General features: G+C 32.7%; 16 protein-coding genes and 1 tRNA gene. 5 read left to right on the forward strand and 12 right to left on the reverse strand.

All coding sequences use genetic code 11. From position 1 onward, the window contains the following. The first annotated feature begins 38 nt into the window (after positions 1 to 38). A tRNA-Leu gene (locus MW871_RS12870) sits at positions 39 to 120 on the forward strand. Between the two features lie 144 nt (positions 121 to 264). Here MW871_RS12870 and MW871_RS12875 read toward each other — a convergent pair. Next, positions 265 to 2,028: a DUF885 domain-containing protein gene (locus MW871_RS12875; protein WP_188051420.1), complete on the reverse strand. Its 1,764-nt coding sequence runs from the start codon at positions 2,026 to 2,028 to the stop codon at positions 265 to 267. Between the two features lie 179 nt (positions 2,029 to 2,207). Here MW871_RS12875 and MW871_RS12880 point away from each other — a divergent pair, with 179 nt between their 5' ends. Continuing rightward, positions 2,208 to 4,355, forward strand: coding sequence for a M3 family metallopeptidase (locus MW871_RS12880; RefSeq protein WP_210646715.1), 2,148 nt, complete (start codon positions 2,208 to 2,210; stop codon positions 4,353 to 4,355). A gap of 83 nt (positions 4,356 to 4,438) precedes the next feature. Here MW871_RS12880 and MW871_RS12885 read toward each other — a convergent pair whose 3' ends face one another. From MW871_RS12885 to MW871_RS12915, 7 genes are all read right to left on the reverse strand, one after another. After that, positions 4,439 to 4,801, reverse strand: a complete 363-nt coding sequence (locus MW871_RS12885) for a nuclear transport factor 2 family protein (protein ID WP_248428932.1) — start codon at positions 4,799 to 4,801, stop codon at positions 4,439 to 4,441. A gap of 84 nt (positions 4,802 to 4,885) precedes the next feature. Continuing rightward, complete coding sequence (locus tag MW871_RS12890; protein WP_188051417.1) at positions 4,886 to 5,794, reverse strand: pseudouridine synthase; 909 nt, start codon at positions 5,792 to 5,794, stop codon at positions 4,886 to 4,888. Positions 5,795 to 6,088: 294 nt separating this feature from the next. Next, positions 6,089 to 7,015, reverse strand: coding sequence for a geranylgeranylglycerol-phosphate geranylgeranyltransferase (locus MW871_RS12895; protein ID WP_236023968.1), 927 nt, complete (start codon positions 7,013 to 7,015; stop codon positions 6,089 to 6,091). Between the two features lie 149 nt (positions 7,016 to 7,164). Next, positions 7,165 to 8,103 carry a mevalonate kinase family protein gene (locus tag MW871_RS12900; RefSeq protein WP_248428933.1) on the reverse strand — a complete coding sequence of 313 codons (939 nt, stop codon included), beginning with the start codon at positions 8,101 to 8,103 and terminating at the stop codon, positions 7,165 to 7,167. Positions 8,104 to 8,154: 51 nt separating this feature from the next. Next, a complete protein-coding gene (locus MW871_RS12905) occupies positions 8,155 to 8,349 on the reverse strand; it encodes a hypothetical protein (RefSeq protein ID WP_188051414.1) in 195 nt (64 codons plus the stop codon). Positions 8,350 to 8,386: 37 nt separating this feature from the next. Continuing rightward, the gene (locus tag MW871_RS12910; RefSeq protein ID WP_248428934.1) at positions 8,387 to 9,490 is read right to left on the reverse strand and encodes a diphosphomevalonate decarboxylase; all 1,104 of its coding nucleotides are present in this window, start codon (positions 9,488 to 9,490) and stop codon (positions 8,387 to 8,389) included. 151 nt (positions 9,491 to 9,641) lie between these two features. Next, positions 9,642 to 12,041, reverse strand: a complete 2,400-nt coding sequence (locus MW871_RS12915) for an outer membrane beta-barrel family protein (RefSeq protein ID WP_248428935.1) — start codon at positions 12,039 to 12,041, stop codon at positions 9,642 to 9,644. A gap of 203 nt (positions 12,042 to 12,244) precedes the next feature. Here MW871_RS12915 and MW871_RS12920 point away from each other — a divergent pair, with 203 nt between their 5' ends. From MW871_RS12920 to MW871_RS12930, 3 genes are all read left to right on the forward strand, one after another. Further along, entirely contained in the window at positions 12,245 to 13,297 is a 1,053-nt protein-coding gene (locus MW871_RS12920; RefSeq protein WP_248428936.1) for a sensor histidine kinase, read from the forward strand. Further along, complete coding sequence (locus tag MW871_RS12925) at positions 13,294 to 14,007, forward strand: LytR/AlgR family response regulator transcription factor (protein ID WP_248428937.1); 714 nt, start codon at positions 13,294 to 13,296, stop codon at positions 14,005 to 14,007. The genes MW871_RS12920 and MW871_RS12925 overlap by 4 nt, the downstream gene beginning before the upstream one ends. 206 nt (positions 14,008 to 14,213) lie before the next feature. Further along, positions 14,214 to 14,690: a TspO/MBR family protein gene (locus tag MW871_RS12930; protein WP_188051409.1), complete on the forward strand. Its 477-nt coding sequence runs from the start codon at positions 14,214 to 14,216 to the stop codon at positions 14,688 to 14,690. Between the two features lie 24 nt (positions 14,691 to 14,714). Here the strand turns inward: MW871_RS12930 and MW871_RS12935 are convergent, their stop codons facing one another. The 4 genes from MW871_RS12935 to MW871_RS12950 form a co-directional block, all read right to left on the reverse strand. Further along, positions 14,715 to 15,452 (reverse strand): hypothetical protein, encoded by a 738-nt coding sequence (locus MW871_RS12935; RefSeq protein WP_248428938.1) that lies wholly within the window; start codon positions 15,450 to 15,452, stop codon positions 14,715 to 14,717. A gap of 91 nt (positions 15,453 to 15,543) precedes the next feature. Next, complete coding sequence (locus MW871_RS12940) at positions 15,544 to 16,752, reverse strand: BaiN/RdsA family NAD(P)/FAD-dependent oxidoreductase (RefSeq protein WP_248428939.1); 1,209 nt, start codon at positions 16,750 to 16,752, stop codon at positions 15,544 to 15,546. Further along, positions 16,749 to 17,426, reverse strand: a complete 678-nt coding sequence (locus MW871_RS12945) for a glycerophosphodiester phosphodiesterase (RefSeq protein WP_248428940.1) — start codon at positions 17,424 to 17,426, stop codon at positions 16,749 to 16,751. The genes MW871_RS12940 and MW871_RS12945 overlap by 4 nt, the downstream gene beginning before the upstream one ends. Before the next feature lie 122 nt (positions 17,427 to 17,548). Then, on the reverse strand, positions 17,549 to 19,081 hold the full coding sequence (locus MW871_RS12950; RefSeq protein ID WP_248428941.1) for a flotillin family protein: 1,533 nt from the start codon (positions 19,079 to 19,081) through the stop codon (positions 17,549 to 17,551).

Below are 19,081 nucleotides of genomic sequence, written 5' to 3' on the forward strand. Positions count from 1 at the left end.
AGATTGGAACTTATGTGTATCTTTGCACCCACAATTACGCGGATATGGTGAAATTGGTAGACATGCCAGACTTAGGATCTGGTGCCGCAAGGCGTGTAGGTTCGAGTCCTATTATCCGCACAAAAAGTCCAAACGAAAGTTTGGACTTTTTTTGTGGGAATAAGTGAAAGTTTGGTATTAATCTCTTTTTATAACTCCAATTGTCTAAATAAAAAAAGCTTTCACTACAGCGAAAGCTTTTTTTATGTCTATTATTTTATAATTCTATTTACCCTCAATCCAAGCGTTTATTTTATTTTCTAATAAGGCCAATGGCATTACCCCAGATTCTAACACTTTTTCATGAAACTTCTTAATGTCAAAGTTTTTGCCCATTTTGGCTTCCGCTTTTTTACGCAATTCGATGATTTTTAATTGACCTATTTTATATGACAAAGCTTGTCCAGGAATAGCCATATAGCGCTCAATTTCTGGAATGATACTCGCCTCACTCTCTGCTTCGTTTGCAAGAGAGTATTTAATAGCTTGTTCTCTTGTCCATCCTTTAGAATGTAAACCAGTATCAACTACTAAACGAATCGCTCTGTGCATTTCATTACTCAACATTCCGAAATATTGATAAGGATCTTGATAGAGTCCAAGTTCTTTACCTAAACTTTCGGTGTATAATGCCCAGCCTTCTCCATAAGCGCCAAACCAGTTGAATTTTCTAAAGTCTGGTAGGCTTTCGTTTTCTTGTTGCAAAGAGATTTGAAAGTGATGTCCAGGAATGGCTTCGTGCAAAAATAAATCTTCATCGCCATAAATATTATAATTTTTTACATCAGGAATGGGTACATAAAAAATACCAGGACGAGAGCCGTCAGCTGTTCCTTGATTGTATTCAGCACTAGCTGTTTTTTCTCTAAAGGCTTCTGTTCTTCTGATTTCGAATTTTGTTTTTGGCTGTAGCGAAAATAATTTATCTACATTTGGTTTGATTCGATCATAAATACTTTGAAAATTAGCAATTACCTGTTCTGGTTCTGTGAATGGTTTGAGTTCTTTTTTATTTCTAACCTCTTCAAAAAACGCAAGTAAAGTACCTTTAAAACCAACTTGGTTTTTTACTTTTTCCATTTCTGCATTCAATCGAGCCACTTCTTTTAAACCCAATTCATGAATTTCTTCTGGACTCATTTCAGTAGTTGTCCATTGTTTGACATAGATTTTATATAAATCTTTTCCAAAAGGCAAACTTCCTATTCCGCTCGTTGCTCGCGATGCAGGGAGATATTCTTTCCTTAGGAAATCAGCCATTTTTTTGTACTGAGGAATTAACTTATTATTGATAGTTTGCGTATATTTTGCTGTCAGATCCTCTTTCATGCTATCCGGAAATGAAGCGGGCATTAATTTAATCGAAGAGTAGAATAAATTATCTTCTATTGCTGGAGTCGCCATTTCTGAAAATTGTGGAATCAATTTCTGAGTTAATGCTCGTGGCAAAACTACTCCTTTGCTGATTCCTTTTTTCATATAAACCATAGCAGAGTCTATCCAAACCGCATACTGATCCATTCTCTTTAAGAAATTGGTATAGTCTTTTTCAGTTTTAAAGGGTTGTGCGCTAGTTCCTCCTGCAAATTGTCCCATGGTTAAATGTGTTCCCCAAAATTGATGAACCGGCAACAGATTAGTAGGTTGTTTCAATAATTCTTTCCCTATTTCAACTTCCCACTTAATGATTTGGTAGCTATTCTTTTCTTCCTCGTTTAAGTCATCGATGGCGATTTGTTGTAATGCGTTCTGGTATTTATTAAAAAAAGCGGTTTGCAGTTTTCGATATCCATCAGTCATCTCAAATTGCAGTTTGTCGTTGTATTCGTTTTGACCATTCTGAGTGGCAGATAAAGGGTCTAGTGCACTTTTATCGTCAAAATAATTCTTAGTTAGCGTAGCAAAATCTTGCTTTTTTTCTTCCGACTTACAATTTACAAGTAGAAATGAGGTGATGAAGGCAATAAAAATCGTGGTTGTTTTTTTCATGAGTTATGTATGTTGATAGAATTAGCTAATTTATTCTTTTTTTTAAGTATAAATGTAAGAATAGGTGGCAGACTTAAAAAAATAGCTTTTGTTTTTCTTAAAATTTAGTTAATCCATCTGCGTTACTTCCATTTCAAATCCATTTCATTTATGTTTACGAACTTAATTAATTTACCAAAATGAGAAAAAAATCACTTTTTATTCTACTAGTTATCGGAAATATGTTAACTGTCGAAGCCCAAGAAAAAAAAGAAGAGAAAGGAAAAAATCCTTTTTTTCAACCGTATAACACTCCTTTTAATGTTCCCCCGTTTGATTTGATCAAAAATGAACATTTTAAACCTGCAATTTTAGAAGGAATTAAAGAGCATGATACAGAAATTAAAGCAATTGCAAATTCAACTGCTGCACCAAGTTTTGATAATACAATCCTTGCTATGGAAAATGCAGGCAAATTATTATCCAATGTAAATGCAGTTTTTTCAAATTTAAATTCGGCGAACACCAATAAAGAAATACAAAATATTGCTAAGGAAGTTGCGCCAAATTTATCTGCTCATAGAGATAATATTTATTTGAATGAGAAATTATTTGCCAGAGTGAAAGCGCTTTGGGACAAAAAAGAAACGCTAGGCTTAAATTTAGAACAGGCTAAAATTCTTGATAACTCCTATAAAAATTTCATCCGAAGTGGTGCGAATCTCTCAGATTCAGATAAAGGTGTATTAAGGAAAATTAATGGCGATCTTTCTTTATTAAGTCTGAAATATGGCCAAAATTTATTAGCAGAAACTAATAAATATGAATTAGTAATTACAGACAAAAAAGATTTAAAAGGCTTGCCTCAAGGCTTAATTGACGCCGCTGCAACTGATGCCAAAAACAAAGGGAAAGAAGGTAAATGGGTATTTACACTTTCTAATTCTAGTGTGATGCCCTTTTTACAATATAGTGCTAATAGAAAATTGCGTCAAGAGATCTGGAATGCCTATCAAACTAGAGCGAATCACGATGATGAAACTGACAATAAAGAAAATGTTGTACAATTGGCTAACTTGCGCGGACAGCGAGCGCGTTTGTTAGGTTTTAAATCGCACTCAGATTATGTGTTAGAAGAATCTATGGCAAAAACGCCTGAAAATGTAAATAAGCTATTGAATGATTTGTGGAAGCCAGCTCTAGAAATCGCAAAACAAGAAGCGATAGATATCAAAAACATGATGGCTAAAGACGGAATAAAAGGAGCTGTTCAGCCTTATGACTGGAGATATTATACCGAGAAAATTAGAAAGCAACGTTTTGATTTAGATGAGGAGGAGTTAAAACCTTATTTTAGTTTAGAAAATGTAAGAAACGGTGTTTTTCAAGTAACTCAAAAATTATACGGTGTTACATTTACAGAGCTCAATAATGTTCCTAAATATCACGAAGATGCTTCAGTCTGGGAAGTAAAAGAAGCTGATGGAAGTCATATTGGAATTATTTATATGGATTTTCATCCCCGTGATTCTAAACGTGGTGGTGCTTGGATGACCTCTTATAGAACGCAAGAAACGGTTAATGGAAAAAGACTAGCGCCAGTGGTATCCATTGTGTGTAATTTTACTAAACCTTCAGGTACAGCGCCTGCTTTATTGACTTTTGATGAGGTTACTACCTTTTTTCATGAATTTGGACATGCTTTACACGGACTACTTTCTAATGTGACCTATAAAAGCCTTGCAGGAACTAGCGTTCCAAGAGATTTTGTTGAATTGCCGTCTCAAATTATGGAGAATTGGGCAGCTGAAACAGAAGTCTTAAAAATGTATGCAAAGCATTATAAAACGGGAGAAGTAATACCAGAAAGCTTAATCAACAAACTTAAAAATGCTGGCACTTTTGATCAAGGTTTTACAACAACAGAGTATTTAGCCGCTTCGCTATTAGATTTAGAATACCACTCACAAACAAAGGATATCACCCTTGATGCAAATGCGTTTGAGAAAGCAGCAATGAAAAAAATTGGTTTGATAGATGCTATTATCCCTAGATACCGAAGTACGTATTTTAATCATGTTTTTGCCGGTGGATATTCTTCGGGTTATTACAGTTATATTTGGTCTGGAGTTTTAGATACAGATGCATTTGAAGTGTTTAAAACAACTAATTTGTTTAATCCAGAGAAAGCAAAATCATTTCGCGAGAATGTTTTAGAAAAAGGAGGTACAGAAGATCCTATGGTTTTATACAAGCGTTTTAGAGGTGCTGAGCCAAGTATAGAACCTTTGTTAAGAAAGCGTGGATTAGATAAAAAAGAAACAACTTTAAAAAAGTTAAAAGGATAAACTAAAATCTATTTTATAACAAAGAACCCTACATCAAAATTAAAATGAGGTAGGGTTTTTTGTTTTTAGTGTTCAACCAATACTTATCCGTGATAGACTCTAGATGAAGTTATTTTATCGTCTCTTATGTCTAGTACTTCAGCGACTAGCATATCTTCTTGATTATCAACCGTTCTTATGTACTCCATAAATACTCGGTCTCCGTTTGCGGTAAGTGTTTTTACTTTGTAATTTAAACTTGGTAATCGATCAAAAGCATCTTGCCACCATTCTCTTAGTTGTTGTTTTCCAGTAACAAATCCGTTTGTTTCGGGTTTTAATACCTTTAGTTTTGGACTAAAATGCACTGCATCTTCATCGTATAAAGACAATAATTTTTCTAATTCTTTATTGTTAAAAGTCTCAAACCATTTAAAAGCAATCGACTGTAATTTTTCAGGTGTCATATAATTGAGGGGTGCGTTTAAATAAAAAATCCCATACCGTATAGAACGGAAGGGATTTTTGTTTAGTATAAATTAAAGTACGTATTAAACGTTCTTCAAATTGATGATTTCTTGGTCAGTAAGTAATCTCCAGTTACCTCTTGGTAAATTTTTCTTCGTTAATCCAGCAAAAGCCACACGGTCAATTCTTAAAACATCATAATCAAAATGTTCAAAAATACTACGGACTACTTTTACATTAGAAGAGCGCAGTTGTAAACCAATTTCACTTTTCGCTTCTCCATCAATATAACTCACATCTTCAACAAAAACGCGGTGTCCATCAAGTGTCAAGCCTTTATTTATTTTTTCTAAATCTTCGAATTTCAAGTTTTTATCTAGGGAAACTTGGTATATTTTAGATGATTTCTGGCTAGGTAAAGTAAACTTACGAATCATATCGGTATCGTTAGTAAACAATAACAAACCGGTTGTATTTTTGTCCATTCTTCCTATAGCACCAATTTTTGCTGTAGTAGAACCTTTTACTAATTCTAATACATTTCGATATTCTTGACCTTCGTCCATCGCAGTTGTAAAGTTTTTTGGCTTGTTCAACAAGATATAAACTTTCTTTTCTGGTGTCAATGTAGCACCGTCAAAATTAACAACATCACCAGGTTTTACCATATATCCCATTTCGGTAACCGGAATTCCGTTTACTTTTACAGTACCAGACGTAATGTAAATATCTGCATCACGACGCGAACAAGCCCCAGAATTAGCTATATATTTGTTCAAACGAATTTCGTCTTTTACTTTTGGTCTTTTTGCCGCTTGGTTTGGCTTTTTCTCTACTTTATCAGAAACAACTTCTGCAACTTTAGTAACTGTTTTAACTTTTTTTGGCCCTTGTGCCCTTTTTTGCATCGCAGGTTTTGGCTTGTTAGAACTTGGTCTTGAACTAGTTGCTCTTGGACCACTTCCTTTATTATTGCCTTGCTTATTATTCATAATATTCCTTAATTTGCGCAAAGGTAGTATTTATATAATTGATAATCAATAGTTGAGGAGTATAAATAGGTAACTATCTAACTAATAAGTCACTTAATAGTTTGAGTTTCTTTTTCTGGAGCTATTTCCCGCTTTTCACTGTATCTTTTATAACATTTTGCTTTCCGCCTTCAAAAGGCTAAAAGCCAAATATTATAAAAGGATGCCGTTGCAATCTGGGCTAGGCGAGTATCCTAATTAGCTATTCTTGTAATAATAGATTTAGCAATATCTAAAATCTATTTTCATTTTTTTTTAAATAGTCAACAGCATTCTTTTCCCATGCCATAATACCGTTGGATCTATCAAAACAATACAAAATACACCCGCAACAATTAAAAATTTGAGCACGTTGTGTAGAAATAAAAATTGCCCTTTTCGGTTTGCTTTCCAAAGGTATAACAAAAAGAAAATCAATATGATAAGGCAGGAATAAAAATAAATATCCATAAAGCCAACATCGGATATTTCTATTAAAACATAAACAGGAATAATTATTAAAACTGTCAATGTTGTTATGATTTGTTTGGAGATCATCTCACCATAAACAATAGGTATGGTTTTATAACCATTGGCTAAATCTCCTTTTAAGTTTTCTAAATCTTTAATCATTTCACGAATAAGAAGCAGGATAAAAAGAAAAGTTGCGTGCGAAAAGATCACTCCCAATTGTCTTTTGTAATTGTCAATATCTTCAAACGGAATGCGTGTGTAGAAGTAAAGCAAAATGGCAAAAAAAGGTAAAACCGCTAACAAAGCAGCTGTAAGATTTCCAATTAATGGGTATTTTTTTATTTTATGAGAATAAAACCAAATAAAAAATATGTAGCCAGAGAAAAACAAAAATACGCGCCAGGAAACAAATAGAGCCATCAAAGCAACAATAAAATTAAGGGTAAAATAAACGCTTAATTTTGTTTTCTGACTGACCAATCGATCCAACATTGATTTGTTAGGACGATTGATTAAATCCTTTTGGCTGTCGTAAAAATTATTAATAATGTAACCCGAAGCGATCGTTAGTGAGGAAGCGAAAACCAGTATAAACAAATTGAAATCCAACAAAATATCTAAAGCTCTTTTCTCGGGAGCGAGTATAAATACGGCAGATAAATACTGCGCTAAAATAATTATTGGAATGTTATACCCTCTAACTACAGAGAACAAACTTGCAATTTTCATTATAAGAAGTTTGTGCTTTCTGTTCATTGAAACATCTGGTTAGCCACAAAGGCACAAAGGCTCTAAGTATTTTTTATTAGTAATTAAACAACAATTATTTCGATATTTATTTTAATTTTCTCCTGGTGGATGTACTATTAAAAAGAATTTTAAAATTGGTAAACTACTTCTAATTTATAATCGATCAATGACAGTCTTGCTTTTTCTAAATCTTCTGTAAAACCTAGAATATAACCGCCACCGCCAGAACCACATAATTTTAAATAGTAGTCATTGCTATCAATTCCTTTTTGCCAAATTCCGTGAAATTGCTCTGGAATCATAGGTTTAAAATTATTCAAAACTACTTTTGATAATTTTTTGGTGTTCATGAACAAAGATTTCATATCACCACCCAAGAAATTTTCTACGCAAGCATCAGTGTGTTTGACAAACTGATTTTTCAACATAGCACGGAAGCCTTTATCTTTTAAGTTTTCCATAAAAATATTAACCATTGGAGCGGTTTCGCCCACAATTCCTGAGTCTAACAAGAAAACAGCACCTTTTCCGTCAAAACTTTGTGTTGGAATTCCAGTTGCTTCAATATTATCTTTAGAATTGATTAAAATAGGAATGCTTAAATAACTATTTAAAGGATCTAAACCGGAACTTTTCCCGTGGAAAAAACTTTCCATTTGAGAAAATATATTTTTTAATTGCAACAGTTTCTCGCGAGTTAAATTCTCTAAAACTGTAATTTTATTTTGAGCATATTTGTCATAAATAGCAGCAACAAGAGCGCCACTACTTCCTACACCATATCCTTGCGGAATGCTAGAATCAAAATACATTCCGGTTTCAACATCTTCATTTAAAGTAATTAAGTCAAAATTGACTAAATTAGGTTGTTCCTGTTGTAGGTTTTGCAAATACACCACAAAACGTTTCAGATGTCCATTCGATTTTATGGCTTCCTCAGATGGGTTTTCCTCTTTTTTCAAAGCGCCATTGTAGAAGTTATAAGGAATTGACAATCCCTTTGAGTCACGGATGATTCCGTATTCGCCAAAGAGTAATATTTTAGAATAAAATAGAGGTCCTTTCATATGAGGTAGGTAATTAGCAATTTGGGATTGTTAATCTGATTTTATATATTTTTAAAAATCAGCAGTATCAGCTTGATTTTCTTTTTGTATTTCGTTATTTATTACCGCTTGTTCCTCTGGCGATAATTTCTCCCAAGCTTCTTGCTTGTCTTTTTCAAAAATCGTTTTTATGGCATCAATTATCGCTTTGTCATTAGTCGCTAACAAAAGTTGTATCAATTCTATTTTTTCTGACTGAATATCCATAATCTAACTATTAGAAAATAAAGGTATTGAAAAAAACTTAATACTCAACCGCTCCACTTCCAATTTCGTCACAAATGTACTGACGATTTTGGCAAAAGCCAACTAATTCGTCTTGAATAAATTGCAATACAATTTCTTTATCCTTATTTGGATACAAAACATGCACATTTGCACCAGCGTCTAAAGTGAAACAAACGGGTATTTTAGTAGCATTCCTAAACTTCCAAATGGCATTAATAATTTCTAAAGTATTAGGTTTCATCAATATAAAATACGGCATCGAAGTCATCATCATCGCATGTAAAGTCAAGGCTTCGCTTTCTACAATTTTGATAAATTTATCTAAATCTCCATTTTCGAAAATAGCAATTAATTGCTCTAAATTTTCATGCGCTTGTGCAAATCGCTTATCGGCAAAAGGATGGTTGTGCATGAGCTCATGACCAACGGTACTAGAAACCTGTTTTTCGCCTTTATCAACTAATAAAATGGTGTCTTGAAAATTTTTGAAATTCTCATGAACAGTATGCGGGAATTCAACTCCAAATAAATCAGAACTTCCAGGAATGTTGTTGTGATTTCCCCAAACTACGATTTCTCCTTTTATACTACGACAAGCACTTCCAGAACCTAAACGTGCGAGCATTGATGCTTTTTGATAAAAATAAGCTTCCGTCATTGCTGGATTTAATTCTTTCTCTAAACGCATCAAGTTCATCGCTAAAGCCGCCATTCCTGATGCTGAAGATGCAATTCCTGAACTGTGTGGGAAAGTATTTTCGGTATCAATCGTAAAATGATATTCTTTTAAAAAAGGCAAGTAAATTTCGATTCGCTCTAGAAATTTTTGAATCTTTGGTTTAAAATCTTCTTTTGGTTTCCCTTCAAAAAGTAAATCAAATGAAAAAGTATTGGCTGTTGCATTTTCCGTAATCGAATTATCTCTTTTGGTGAAAGCCAATTTAGTAACTGTTTTGCAATTATTAAGTGTAAAACTCACAGATGGATTTGCAGGAATCTGATTGTCTTTTTTGCCCCAATATTTCACTAAAGCAATATTGCTAGGAGCGCTCCACTGAAAGTTACCACTTTCTACAGTATGCGTATAGTTTGAAGGAATAAAATCCGTTGCTGTAAACATAATTGATAAATTTTGTGCAAAGATACTCTATTTTTTACCGCTGATTCGTAGATTTTTTTAAATCAATTCTGATGAAAATTGTAGTGCGATCTGTATGTAATTTGCTTTTTCTAATAATTATCTTTTTCTAAACTCAACAACAGAATACTAATTATAATCTATTTTGCTCGTCATTAAGGTCAGCCTCTTTTACTTCTTTCTTTTTTGCTGAACCAAAACTGTAGGTAAGAGATACAGTTACTTTTCTTGTTTCCCAACGATTTACCCAGTTGGTTGTTACGTTATCTTGTTTGGTAGTTTGTATCCATTGACTTTTTTTCAATACGTTTTGAGCGCTAAGATTCAAACGTAATTTGTTGTTAAGAAAATCTTTTCGCATACCAAAAGACATATCATATGAGGGTTTGAAACTAGTGTTTCCATAATCTCCATTTTTACTGTAAAAGCTATTCCAAGTGGCACTCCAATCTTTTGCAAGGGTAAAAGACTGATTTATTCCTGCGGTGTACGATATACCACTATTGTCAAATTTATAGCCTTCCAAATCAGATTTAGCTTGTCCAAAAGAAACTTCGCTACTTACTTGAGCTTCCCACCATTTTTTTAAAGTCCAACTGGTGTTGTAGGAAAGTCCGATGCTTTTAGAACTTCCAATGTTGTCATAATACAATGTTGTAATTTTTGTATCCTTATTGTAATCTATAATTTGATACATTTCGTCTGTAGAAAAATTCGCAAATAAGGAAACAGATGTTTTTTGTTTATTAATCCAAACTAATTCAAATGCATCGGTAAACTGAGGAGTTAAATTAGGATTTCCTACAGAAACATTATACGTGTCTATATATTCGTAATAAGGATTTAGATATAAATAACGAGGTCTTTGAATGCGGCGGCTGTAGGAAAATTTGAATTGATTACTTTCTAAATTGGCATTAATGCTAAAGGAAGGAAAAAGAGATGAATACTGATCTTTATTCTTAGTATTAGAGGTTACAGAAGTAGCATTGTAATTAATATATTCTGCTCGTAATCCTGCTTGAAATTCTAACTTCCCTGTCGTAAAATTTGCAATTCCATATCCAGAAAGAATAGATTCTTTATAAATCAGTCGATTGCTTCTGTTGGTATTTACAACATAATCTCCTTGCGCATTTTGGTCTTGTAAAACAATCGTATAATCATTGTTTACATAACTGTATTTGCTTCCTGTTTCTATACTAAAGGCTTTATTTATCTTTTTCTCAAAGTCCACTTTTGCACTTAAGATATTAAAGTTTGTAGGGTTTTGGTATTTTACAAACTCATTGTTTTTGTAATTATCGTTAGTTATAGCTCTAAAATATGAATTTGATGTAATGCGGTCGCTTTCATTTTGGTAATTTGCATAATTTATTTGGGCATCCAATTTAGTATCTAAACTATCTGTGGCAAAATTGTAAAATACAGTACTTGTTAGGGTATTATTAAGAATTTCGTTTTGTGTTTTTAAGATCGTATAGCGATTGTAAATACTATTGTCAAATTCTTCGGTACGTCCGTTTGTAAGTTCATCACTTTTATAAACACTGTAATTTGCAGAGGCACCAATAGTAGCATTGGTATTTAATTTATGAGCGGCTCCAAAGTTTCCAGAATAACTATTAGAAATAGGCAACCAATCATTTTTTTGCTTTAAAACTGTGGTAAGAAATGGATTTACTACAGTTTGTTCTATAGTTCTGTGATTTGCAGATTCCGAGTAATTATAGTTTAAACCAAATTTAAGGTTCCATTTGTCGGTATTGTTGTAAAGGTTTATTCCGTTGTAGTTTTTGATGAATTCTGCATAACCAATGGATGTTTTTACATTTCCCGTTAATCCCGTTGCAGCAGATTTTTTTAAAACAATATTAAAAATACCGGCACTTCCAGAAGCATCATATTTTGCGGAAGGATTGGCAATAATTTCAACTGTTTTGATATTGGTTCCGTCCATAGTTTTTAGATATTGCTTAAGCTCTTCACCAGTTAATAAGGAAGGTTTACCGTCTATCATAATTTGAAGATTAGCATTTCCTCTAAAAACTACATTTTCATCCTTGTCTAAACGAACTCCTGGCAACTTGGCTAAAGTTTCAAGACCGTCATTGCCAATGCCTAAACCAGCTTTTTCTACATCAACAATCATTTTATCCTTACTGAGTTTTATCGCACTTTTATTTTGCATTATCACGACTTCATTAAGAGCTACGGAATCTTCCTCTAAATAAAAATCTTGATTTTGAATCGCCTTTTTTGCAGTGTTAATTTCTGATTTAAATGTCTTATAACCCAATAATTCTACTTGAATATAAAATGATGGAGTATTAAGTAGGATTTCATAATGTCCTTTTTCATCTGTGGTAGCGAATTTTAGGAAACTATTATTTTGAGCATTAAAAACAGAAACAGTTGCAAAAGCTAACTTCTCTTTATTGTTTTTTGCTGCTATTGTTCCTGTAAGTTTGGTTTCTTGTGCAAACAAAAAATTAATGTTGAATACTAAAAAAAGGATAAGGACTGTTTTCATGATGTTTGGTTTTGTTGTAGCAAATTTATAATAGAGAAACGGTGCCTAAATTCATTTTACACGATACGGTCTTTACACTACACCAAACCTTAAAAAGTATTTAAATTGTATTTTTAATAAAAAAAAGTAGGTTTCGTATAGCCAATTGGTGCGTTGATCCAAAAAAACATTTAAAATGGATGTAGAATGTGTAATTTCATCCCATGGAAATAAATAAAAAACAGTGGTACTTTCATTTTGCCATAATCCTTGTAGTTGTGATTATGGATCTTTTTGCAGATTATATTTATGCTGGATCAGAAGGGTTTGTCAAAAATTTTAAATTCCCTTTAAATTATGGGCGCATCATTATTTATGTAGCCACTTTTACAACTTATGCGCTAAACTTTTTTGTTGTTTGTCCTTACACGCTGCGAAAAAAGAATTATTTTAAATTTGCTTTGGGAGTTTTAATTCTCATTATTATTTTTGGGCGTATTCGCTATTTAGGAGAAGAAGTAATTTTATATCATTTCACCGGAAACCACAATTACTTTGAGGAGTCTAGAAAATTCTTTTTTTATACTTTTGACAATTCTTATTTTGCGCTCAAAGGGATTTTATACAGCACCTTATTGTATTTGTTCTTTGAGTTTGCAAGCAATCAAAACCGCATTCATAAATTGGAATTAGATTATAATAAAGCGGAACTCAATTTTCTTAAATCACAATTAGAACCTCATTTTTTGTTCAATACACTGAACACTTTTTATACCGATTTAATAGATACACAACCCAAGATAGCCAAAGATATTCATCGTCTTTGTGAACTATTACGTTATGTAACTTACGAAGCCGAGCAGGAGTTTATGAGCTTGAGTAAGGAAATTAAATTTATTGAGGATTATATTTATCTTCACAGAAAAAGATTTGAAGACACTTTATTTTTAGAGTACAATGTAGAAGGAATTGTTGGAGAACAAAGTGTACCCTCATTAGTTTTTATACATTTTGTAGAAAATATTTTTAAACATGGAATTATCAACGACAGCGAAAATCCTGCAAAAATTAATATAAACATTACCGAAAACGAAATTACAGTAGCAACTTACAATAAAATTTCATCTTCAGAAAGATATAATAATAGCGGAATTGGTAAGGAAAATTTAAAAAGAAGGCTGAGTGCCATTTATAAAGATGATTATGTGTTAAATTATAACCAATCTAATGATATCTTTACTACCGTACTAAAATTGCCACTTAAATATAAAATATGAAAATATTAAAATGTCTAATTGTTGATGATGAACCACCTGCAATCCGATTATTAGAAAAATATGTTTCTAAAGTTCCTTTTTTGGATTTAAAAGCCTCTACAACAAGTTCTCTAGAAGCATTATCTAAAATTGAAGAAGGTGATATCGACTTGGTTTTTATGGATGTTCAAATGCCTGACTTAACGGGTTTGCAGTTGTCAAAAATTGTAAAAGGGAAAACAAACATCATTTTTACCACGGCTTATCCGCAGTTTGCATTGCAAAGTTATGAAGTAGACGCTGTAGATTATTTGCTTAAGCCATTTGAATTTGAGCGTTTTTATGAAGCTGTTTTAAAAGTAAAAAATAGTTTTCAATCAGAAATTAAAGAAGTTTTAAAAGAAGCAGATGAATTTATATTTATTAAAACAGACGGTAAAAATAATTTTGAAAAAGTCTATGTTAAGGATATCTGTTACATAGAAGGCCTAAAAAATTATGTAGCCATTCATTTAAACAACAAGCAGATTATCACCAATAATACCTTAAAAAGCATAGAGGATTTTTTGCCTGCTTCAGAATTTATAAAAACGCATAAATCATTTATTGTTTCGATGCGACACATTTCTAAAACAGATTCGTTGTGTGTGTACATAAATGAAAAGTGCATTCCTATTGGAGATACTTTCAAGAAAGAACTTTTTGAAATCATTCAACAAAAGAAATTATAATTTTAAAACCTTATTAAATTTTCAACATATTTTATTTTTAAATTTTGAATGAGTATTATTTATCAATTCTAATTGTCAGCAAAGTAGTTATATTACAATAGATACAGCTTATTGAATTGTTTAAAACAGTAGTTTTATTGAAACATATGTTTTTAAGAAATGCATTGAAGTTTTCATTAAATTTGTAAAACATAAAACACATTAAAATGAATAAGATTACCCGAATTTTATCAGTAGTAGTTACTTGCCTTGTGATAGGTTATTTTTCAGGAATCGTTACTCGCTCTGCTATTACAGATTGGTATCCTACTTTGGTAAAGCCTAGTTTTAATCCGCCCAACTGGATTTTTGCTCCAGTTTGGAGTTTGCTTTATGTAATGATGGGAGTTGCCGCAGGTTTGGTTTGGAACAGATTAGAATTTGAAAAAGAAGCCGTAAAAAAAGCGCTAATTTTCTTTGCGATACAGTTAGGATTAAATGCCTTGTGGTCGTATTTATTTTTTGGATTGCACAACCCAATGCTTGCAGGTTTAGAAATTATCGTATTGTGGTTAATGATTTATGAGACCTATGTTCAGTTTGGTAAAATCAATAAAATTGCGGGTTATTTGTTTCTGCCATATCTCGCTTGGGTAAGCTTTGCAGCGGTTTTGAATGCCAGTATTTGGTGGTTGAATAAATAGTATGATTACTATTGACTTTAATAATTATAACTTTTTAAAGTCAGTGTTTTTATAAATTAAAAAGTCCATTATGTTTAATACACTTGTTTCTTTTGAAAGTGTTTGCGACTTAGGATCTGCTTCACAAAATTGAAGAAAGAGATTTATTTGCTCTGGTTTTAAATGTAGTGTTTGTATATAGAACTTTTCATCACAAGTCTTTCTTGCCAAAGTTGCAAATTCTATTTTAGGAATTTCTTTTTTGATTGGCTCTTTTTCTTTTTTAAAAAGAGCCATAATTTTACTGCCAATTTTTATTAAATCGACACCATTTTCAATTCTTCCATCGTAAACAGCGGGATTTTTTAAACTAGTTGCATTTTTTATTAAATTTATTTCCTCAATTTTCCCTTCTTCCCATTTATTATCCGCACTCAGTTTAATAGAAGCTATGTTGGTTATTACTACTTCGTTCAACTGTTCTGGTTTGAGTTGTAATGAAATTATTAAGTTGTTGAGGTTCATCGTTTTTTGATCAACCATTAATCTCTTTATTTCATAGTTTTTAGAAATGAAAACTAGTTCATCACCAACTTTTACTTGGACACTAAATGTTCCTAATGTATTAGTAGTAATAACTTGTTTAGACTTATAATTGGCCACATCCACTTTCGGAACAGGATTTTTTTCACACATTACCACACCCTTTAGTATTTTTTGGGATTGTGAAAAAACAGAATTTACCATGATAAAATAGCAAGCAAACAGTAATTTTCCTTTCATAAATAGCAATTAGATAGAAAGTAAAAATATAAGTTTAATCCTAAAATAAATTTAGTAAAGCATTAAAGTCTTGTTAATTGACTTTTAGTCTTTAAATAGTATTCGCTACAATAAAACCACTCGTCCAGGCGTTTTGAAAATTAAATCCTCCAGTTATCGCATCAATATTTACGATTTCGCCCGCAAAATAAAGGTTTTTATGTAACTTACTTTCCATGGTTTTAAAATTAATTTCTTTTAAATCGATTCCTCCGGCCGTGACAAATTCCTCTTTAAAAGTGCTTTTTCCATTCACTTGAAAAGTACCATTTACCAGTTGGTTTATTAAGTTTGTCAGTTGAATTTTGGATAAATCGGCCCATTTTGTTTCGGCTTCAATTCCAGAGGCAATCACTAAGCTTTCCCACAATCGATTGGTTAATTCAAAAGGTGATTTTTTAGAAACTGATTTTTTAGCATGCTCTTGTTTTAAGTCTTTTAGCTTTTTTTCAACTTCTTCTGAATCAGCATCATTAAGCCAATTTACAAAAATTGTAAACTGATAATTTTTGTCACGCAAAATTCGTGCGCCCCAAGCCGAGAGTTTTAAAATAGCCGGTCCGCTCATTCCCCAATGCGTAATTAGTAAGGGTCCAGAAGAAATTAGTTTTGTATCTTTTACTTTTACAGTCGCTTGTGCCGCCACTCCTGGTAATTCTTTTATTCTAACATCTTTGATATTAAAGGTAAATAGCGAAGGAACTGGTGTAATTACTGCGTGACCAAAATTTTGTAACATTTCCCAGACTTTTGGATTACTTCCTGTTGCTAATACTAGTTTTTCGCAAAGATAATTTTCGGTTTGTGTTTCTATTTTCCAAAGTGCCTCTTGTTTAAAAATAGATTGCACGCTTTGTCCAGTTAAAACAGCGATTCCCAATTTTTTTGTTGCTTCTAGAAAACAATCAATAATCGTTTGAGAGGAATTTGAAACGGGAAACATACGCCCGTCCGATTCGATTTTTAGTGCTACACCGTGTTTTTCGAACCATTCAATAGTGTCACCAGCACCAAATTGATGAAAAGGACCTCGAAGCTCTTTTTCGCCACGCGGATAAAACTTTACTAATTCATTTGGTTCAAAACAGGCGTGAGTCACATTACATCTTCCGCCACCAGAAATCCTAACTTTTTGTAAAACTTCGCTACCACGTTCTAGAATAGCTACTTTCAATGTTGGGTTTTTTTCTACAATATTTATTGCTGTAAAAAATCCTGCTGCGCCACCGCCAACTATAATTATATCAAAATTCTGATTCATATTCTATCTGGGAAATCAGTGATGATTCCGTTTATGTTATATTGTTTTATTTTTTCGATGTCCTCTGGTTCATTGATTGTCCAAGGAAAAACGTGTATTCCTTTAGCTTGAATTTTAGAAACGTTCTCTTTGTTTAGCAAATGAAAATGTGGGTGAATTGATCTTGCCTGAATAAATTTGGCGAAAGCCAAAGCCAAGTCTAAATCAGTTTCTGTTAAAACGCCAATATGAATCTCTTCGCTTAAAAACCGAACTTGTTGTAAAGCATTCCAGTCAAAACTAGAAACTATAAATTGATTGTATTTCCAGTTTTTCTCCGAAACATATTTCTCGATCAGTACTACTATTTTTTCAGCTGTTTCATAACTCTTTAGTTCAATATTGACCAAACAATTTTGATTAACTAAGTCTAAAACTTCAATTAAAGTTGGAATTTCATGCTCATTATTTATTCTAAAAGCTTTTAATTCAGACAAAGATAGGGTCTTTACAAAGCCATTTCCGTTTGTGGTTCTATCGATTGTTTCATCGTGAATAACTATTAATTCATCGTCAAGACTCAGATGAACATCTAATTCTATTCCGTCCACTTTTAAGTCTAACGCTTTTAGAAAAGAAATTAATGTGTTTTCTGGTTCGAAACCTTTGGCGCCACGATGGCCTATTTTAAGCATATAGGACGATTTTTTTTCAAAGGTAACTAAAATAAAAAAGCACAAACCAAAAACGATTTGTGCTTTAGAGATTCGCAATAGATTATCTAAAAGTTAAAAATTAACTTAAGGATTATTTATTTCTATACTTGATCAGTTGGAGTTGTAATTTCAGCAGGAGCAGTGCTTTTACTATTTACTTCCTTTGTATCCTCTCCTTTTAAATAAGTAGGTAAATTTAATCCTGCCATATTAAATAAATCATTCAAAGGAGGAACCGTTTTCATCATGCCAGAGACAAAATTAGCTGTAGAACCTGCGCCATTGTCACCATTGTTTCCAGAATCCCAAACCGTGATTTTATCAATTTTGATGTTTTTTACAGCTTCCACTTGAGTTCGAACCAATTCGGGTAATTTTTCAATCAATAATAATTGGAACGCCTTTGTAGGATCTCCACCAGCAGCGCTAACTACTTCCTTATATCCTTCTGCTTGTTTTGTTAATATTTCATATAACCCTTTTGCTTCTGCTTCCATTTTTGCAAAGATAGCATCGGCCTCACCTTTGGCTAATTCCCTTGTTTTTTCGGCCTCAGCTTGTGCATCAATAATGGCTTTTTGTTTTGCAATTTGAGCAGGAATAACAATATTGGCATTTTGAGTAGATCGTTCTCTTTCTGCACGAGCTTCTTCGGCTTTTTGCTCTGCAACATAGGATTCTTCTAGTGCTCTTGCACTTTGTACTTTTTCTGAGGCGAGTGCCATTCTTAATGCTTCTGCTTCGCGCTCTCTTCTTGTTGCTTCTGATTGTGCAATAGCAATACGTGCTTCATTTTCTCCTTGAATCGCAATTGCATTGGCCTCCGATGTTTTTACACGGGTATCTCTTTGTGCCTCTGCTTTACCAATACTTTCATCCTTGAAAGCTGCAGCAATACTTACTTCTCTATCTTTATTTGTGATGGCAATTTTTACGTCGCGATCACGGTGGGTTTCTGCAATTTGAACGTCTTTCTCACGATCTGCCATTGCTTTTCCAGTTTCTCCAATTTTTTCTTGTTCTGCAACTGATATCTTAGCTTCATTAATAGCTTTTGCAGCAGCTTCCTTTCCTAGAGCTTCAATATAACCCGATTCATCTTTGATGTCGGTTACGTTTACGTTGATTAATTTTAAACCAATTTTTTTTAATTCCGAATCTACATTTTTAGAAATATTCTCTAAGAATTTATCTCTGTCAGAGTTTATTTCTTCGATAGTCATTGTAGCAATAACCAAACGCAGTTGCCCAAATAAAATGTCTTTTGCTAATTCCTGAATTTGTTCTGGCTGTAAACCTAGCAAACGTTCAGCAGCAGTATTCATACTTTCACTTTCTGTTGAGATTGCAATAGTAAAACGACAAGGAACATCAACCCGAATGTTCTGGCGCGATAAGGCATTGGTTAAATTCGCATCAATAGAAAGTGGTTTTAAATCTAAATATTGAAAATCTTGAACAACAGGCCATATAAAAGCACCTCCTCCGTGAACACATTTTGCAGAAGTTCCTCCGGTGCGACCATAAATCACAAGAATTTTATCAGAAGGACATCTTTTATAACGCGATATAAGAGTTAAAAAGGAAACGAAAATAACGAATACGGCAACGACAATAATAATAATTTCGGTCAT

It is taken from the genome of Flavobacterium pygoscelis (assembly GCF_023162025.1).
Classification (GTDB): Bacteria; Bacteroidota; Bacteroidia; order Flavobacteriales; family Flavobacteriaceae; genus Flavobacterium; species Flavobacterium pygoscelis.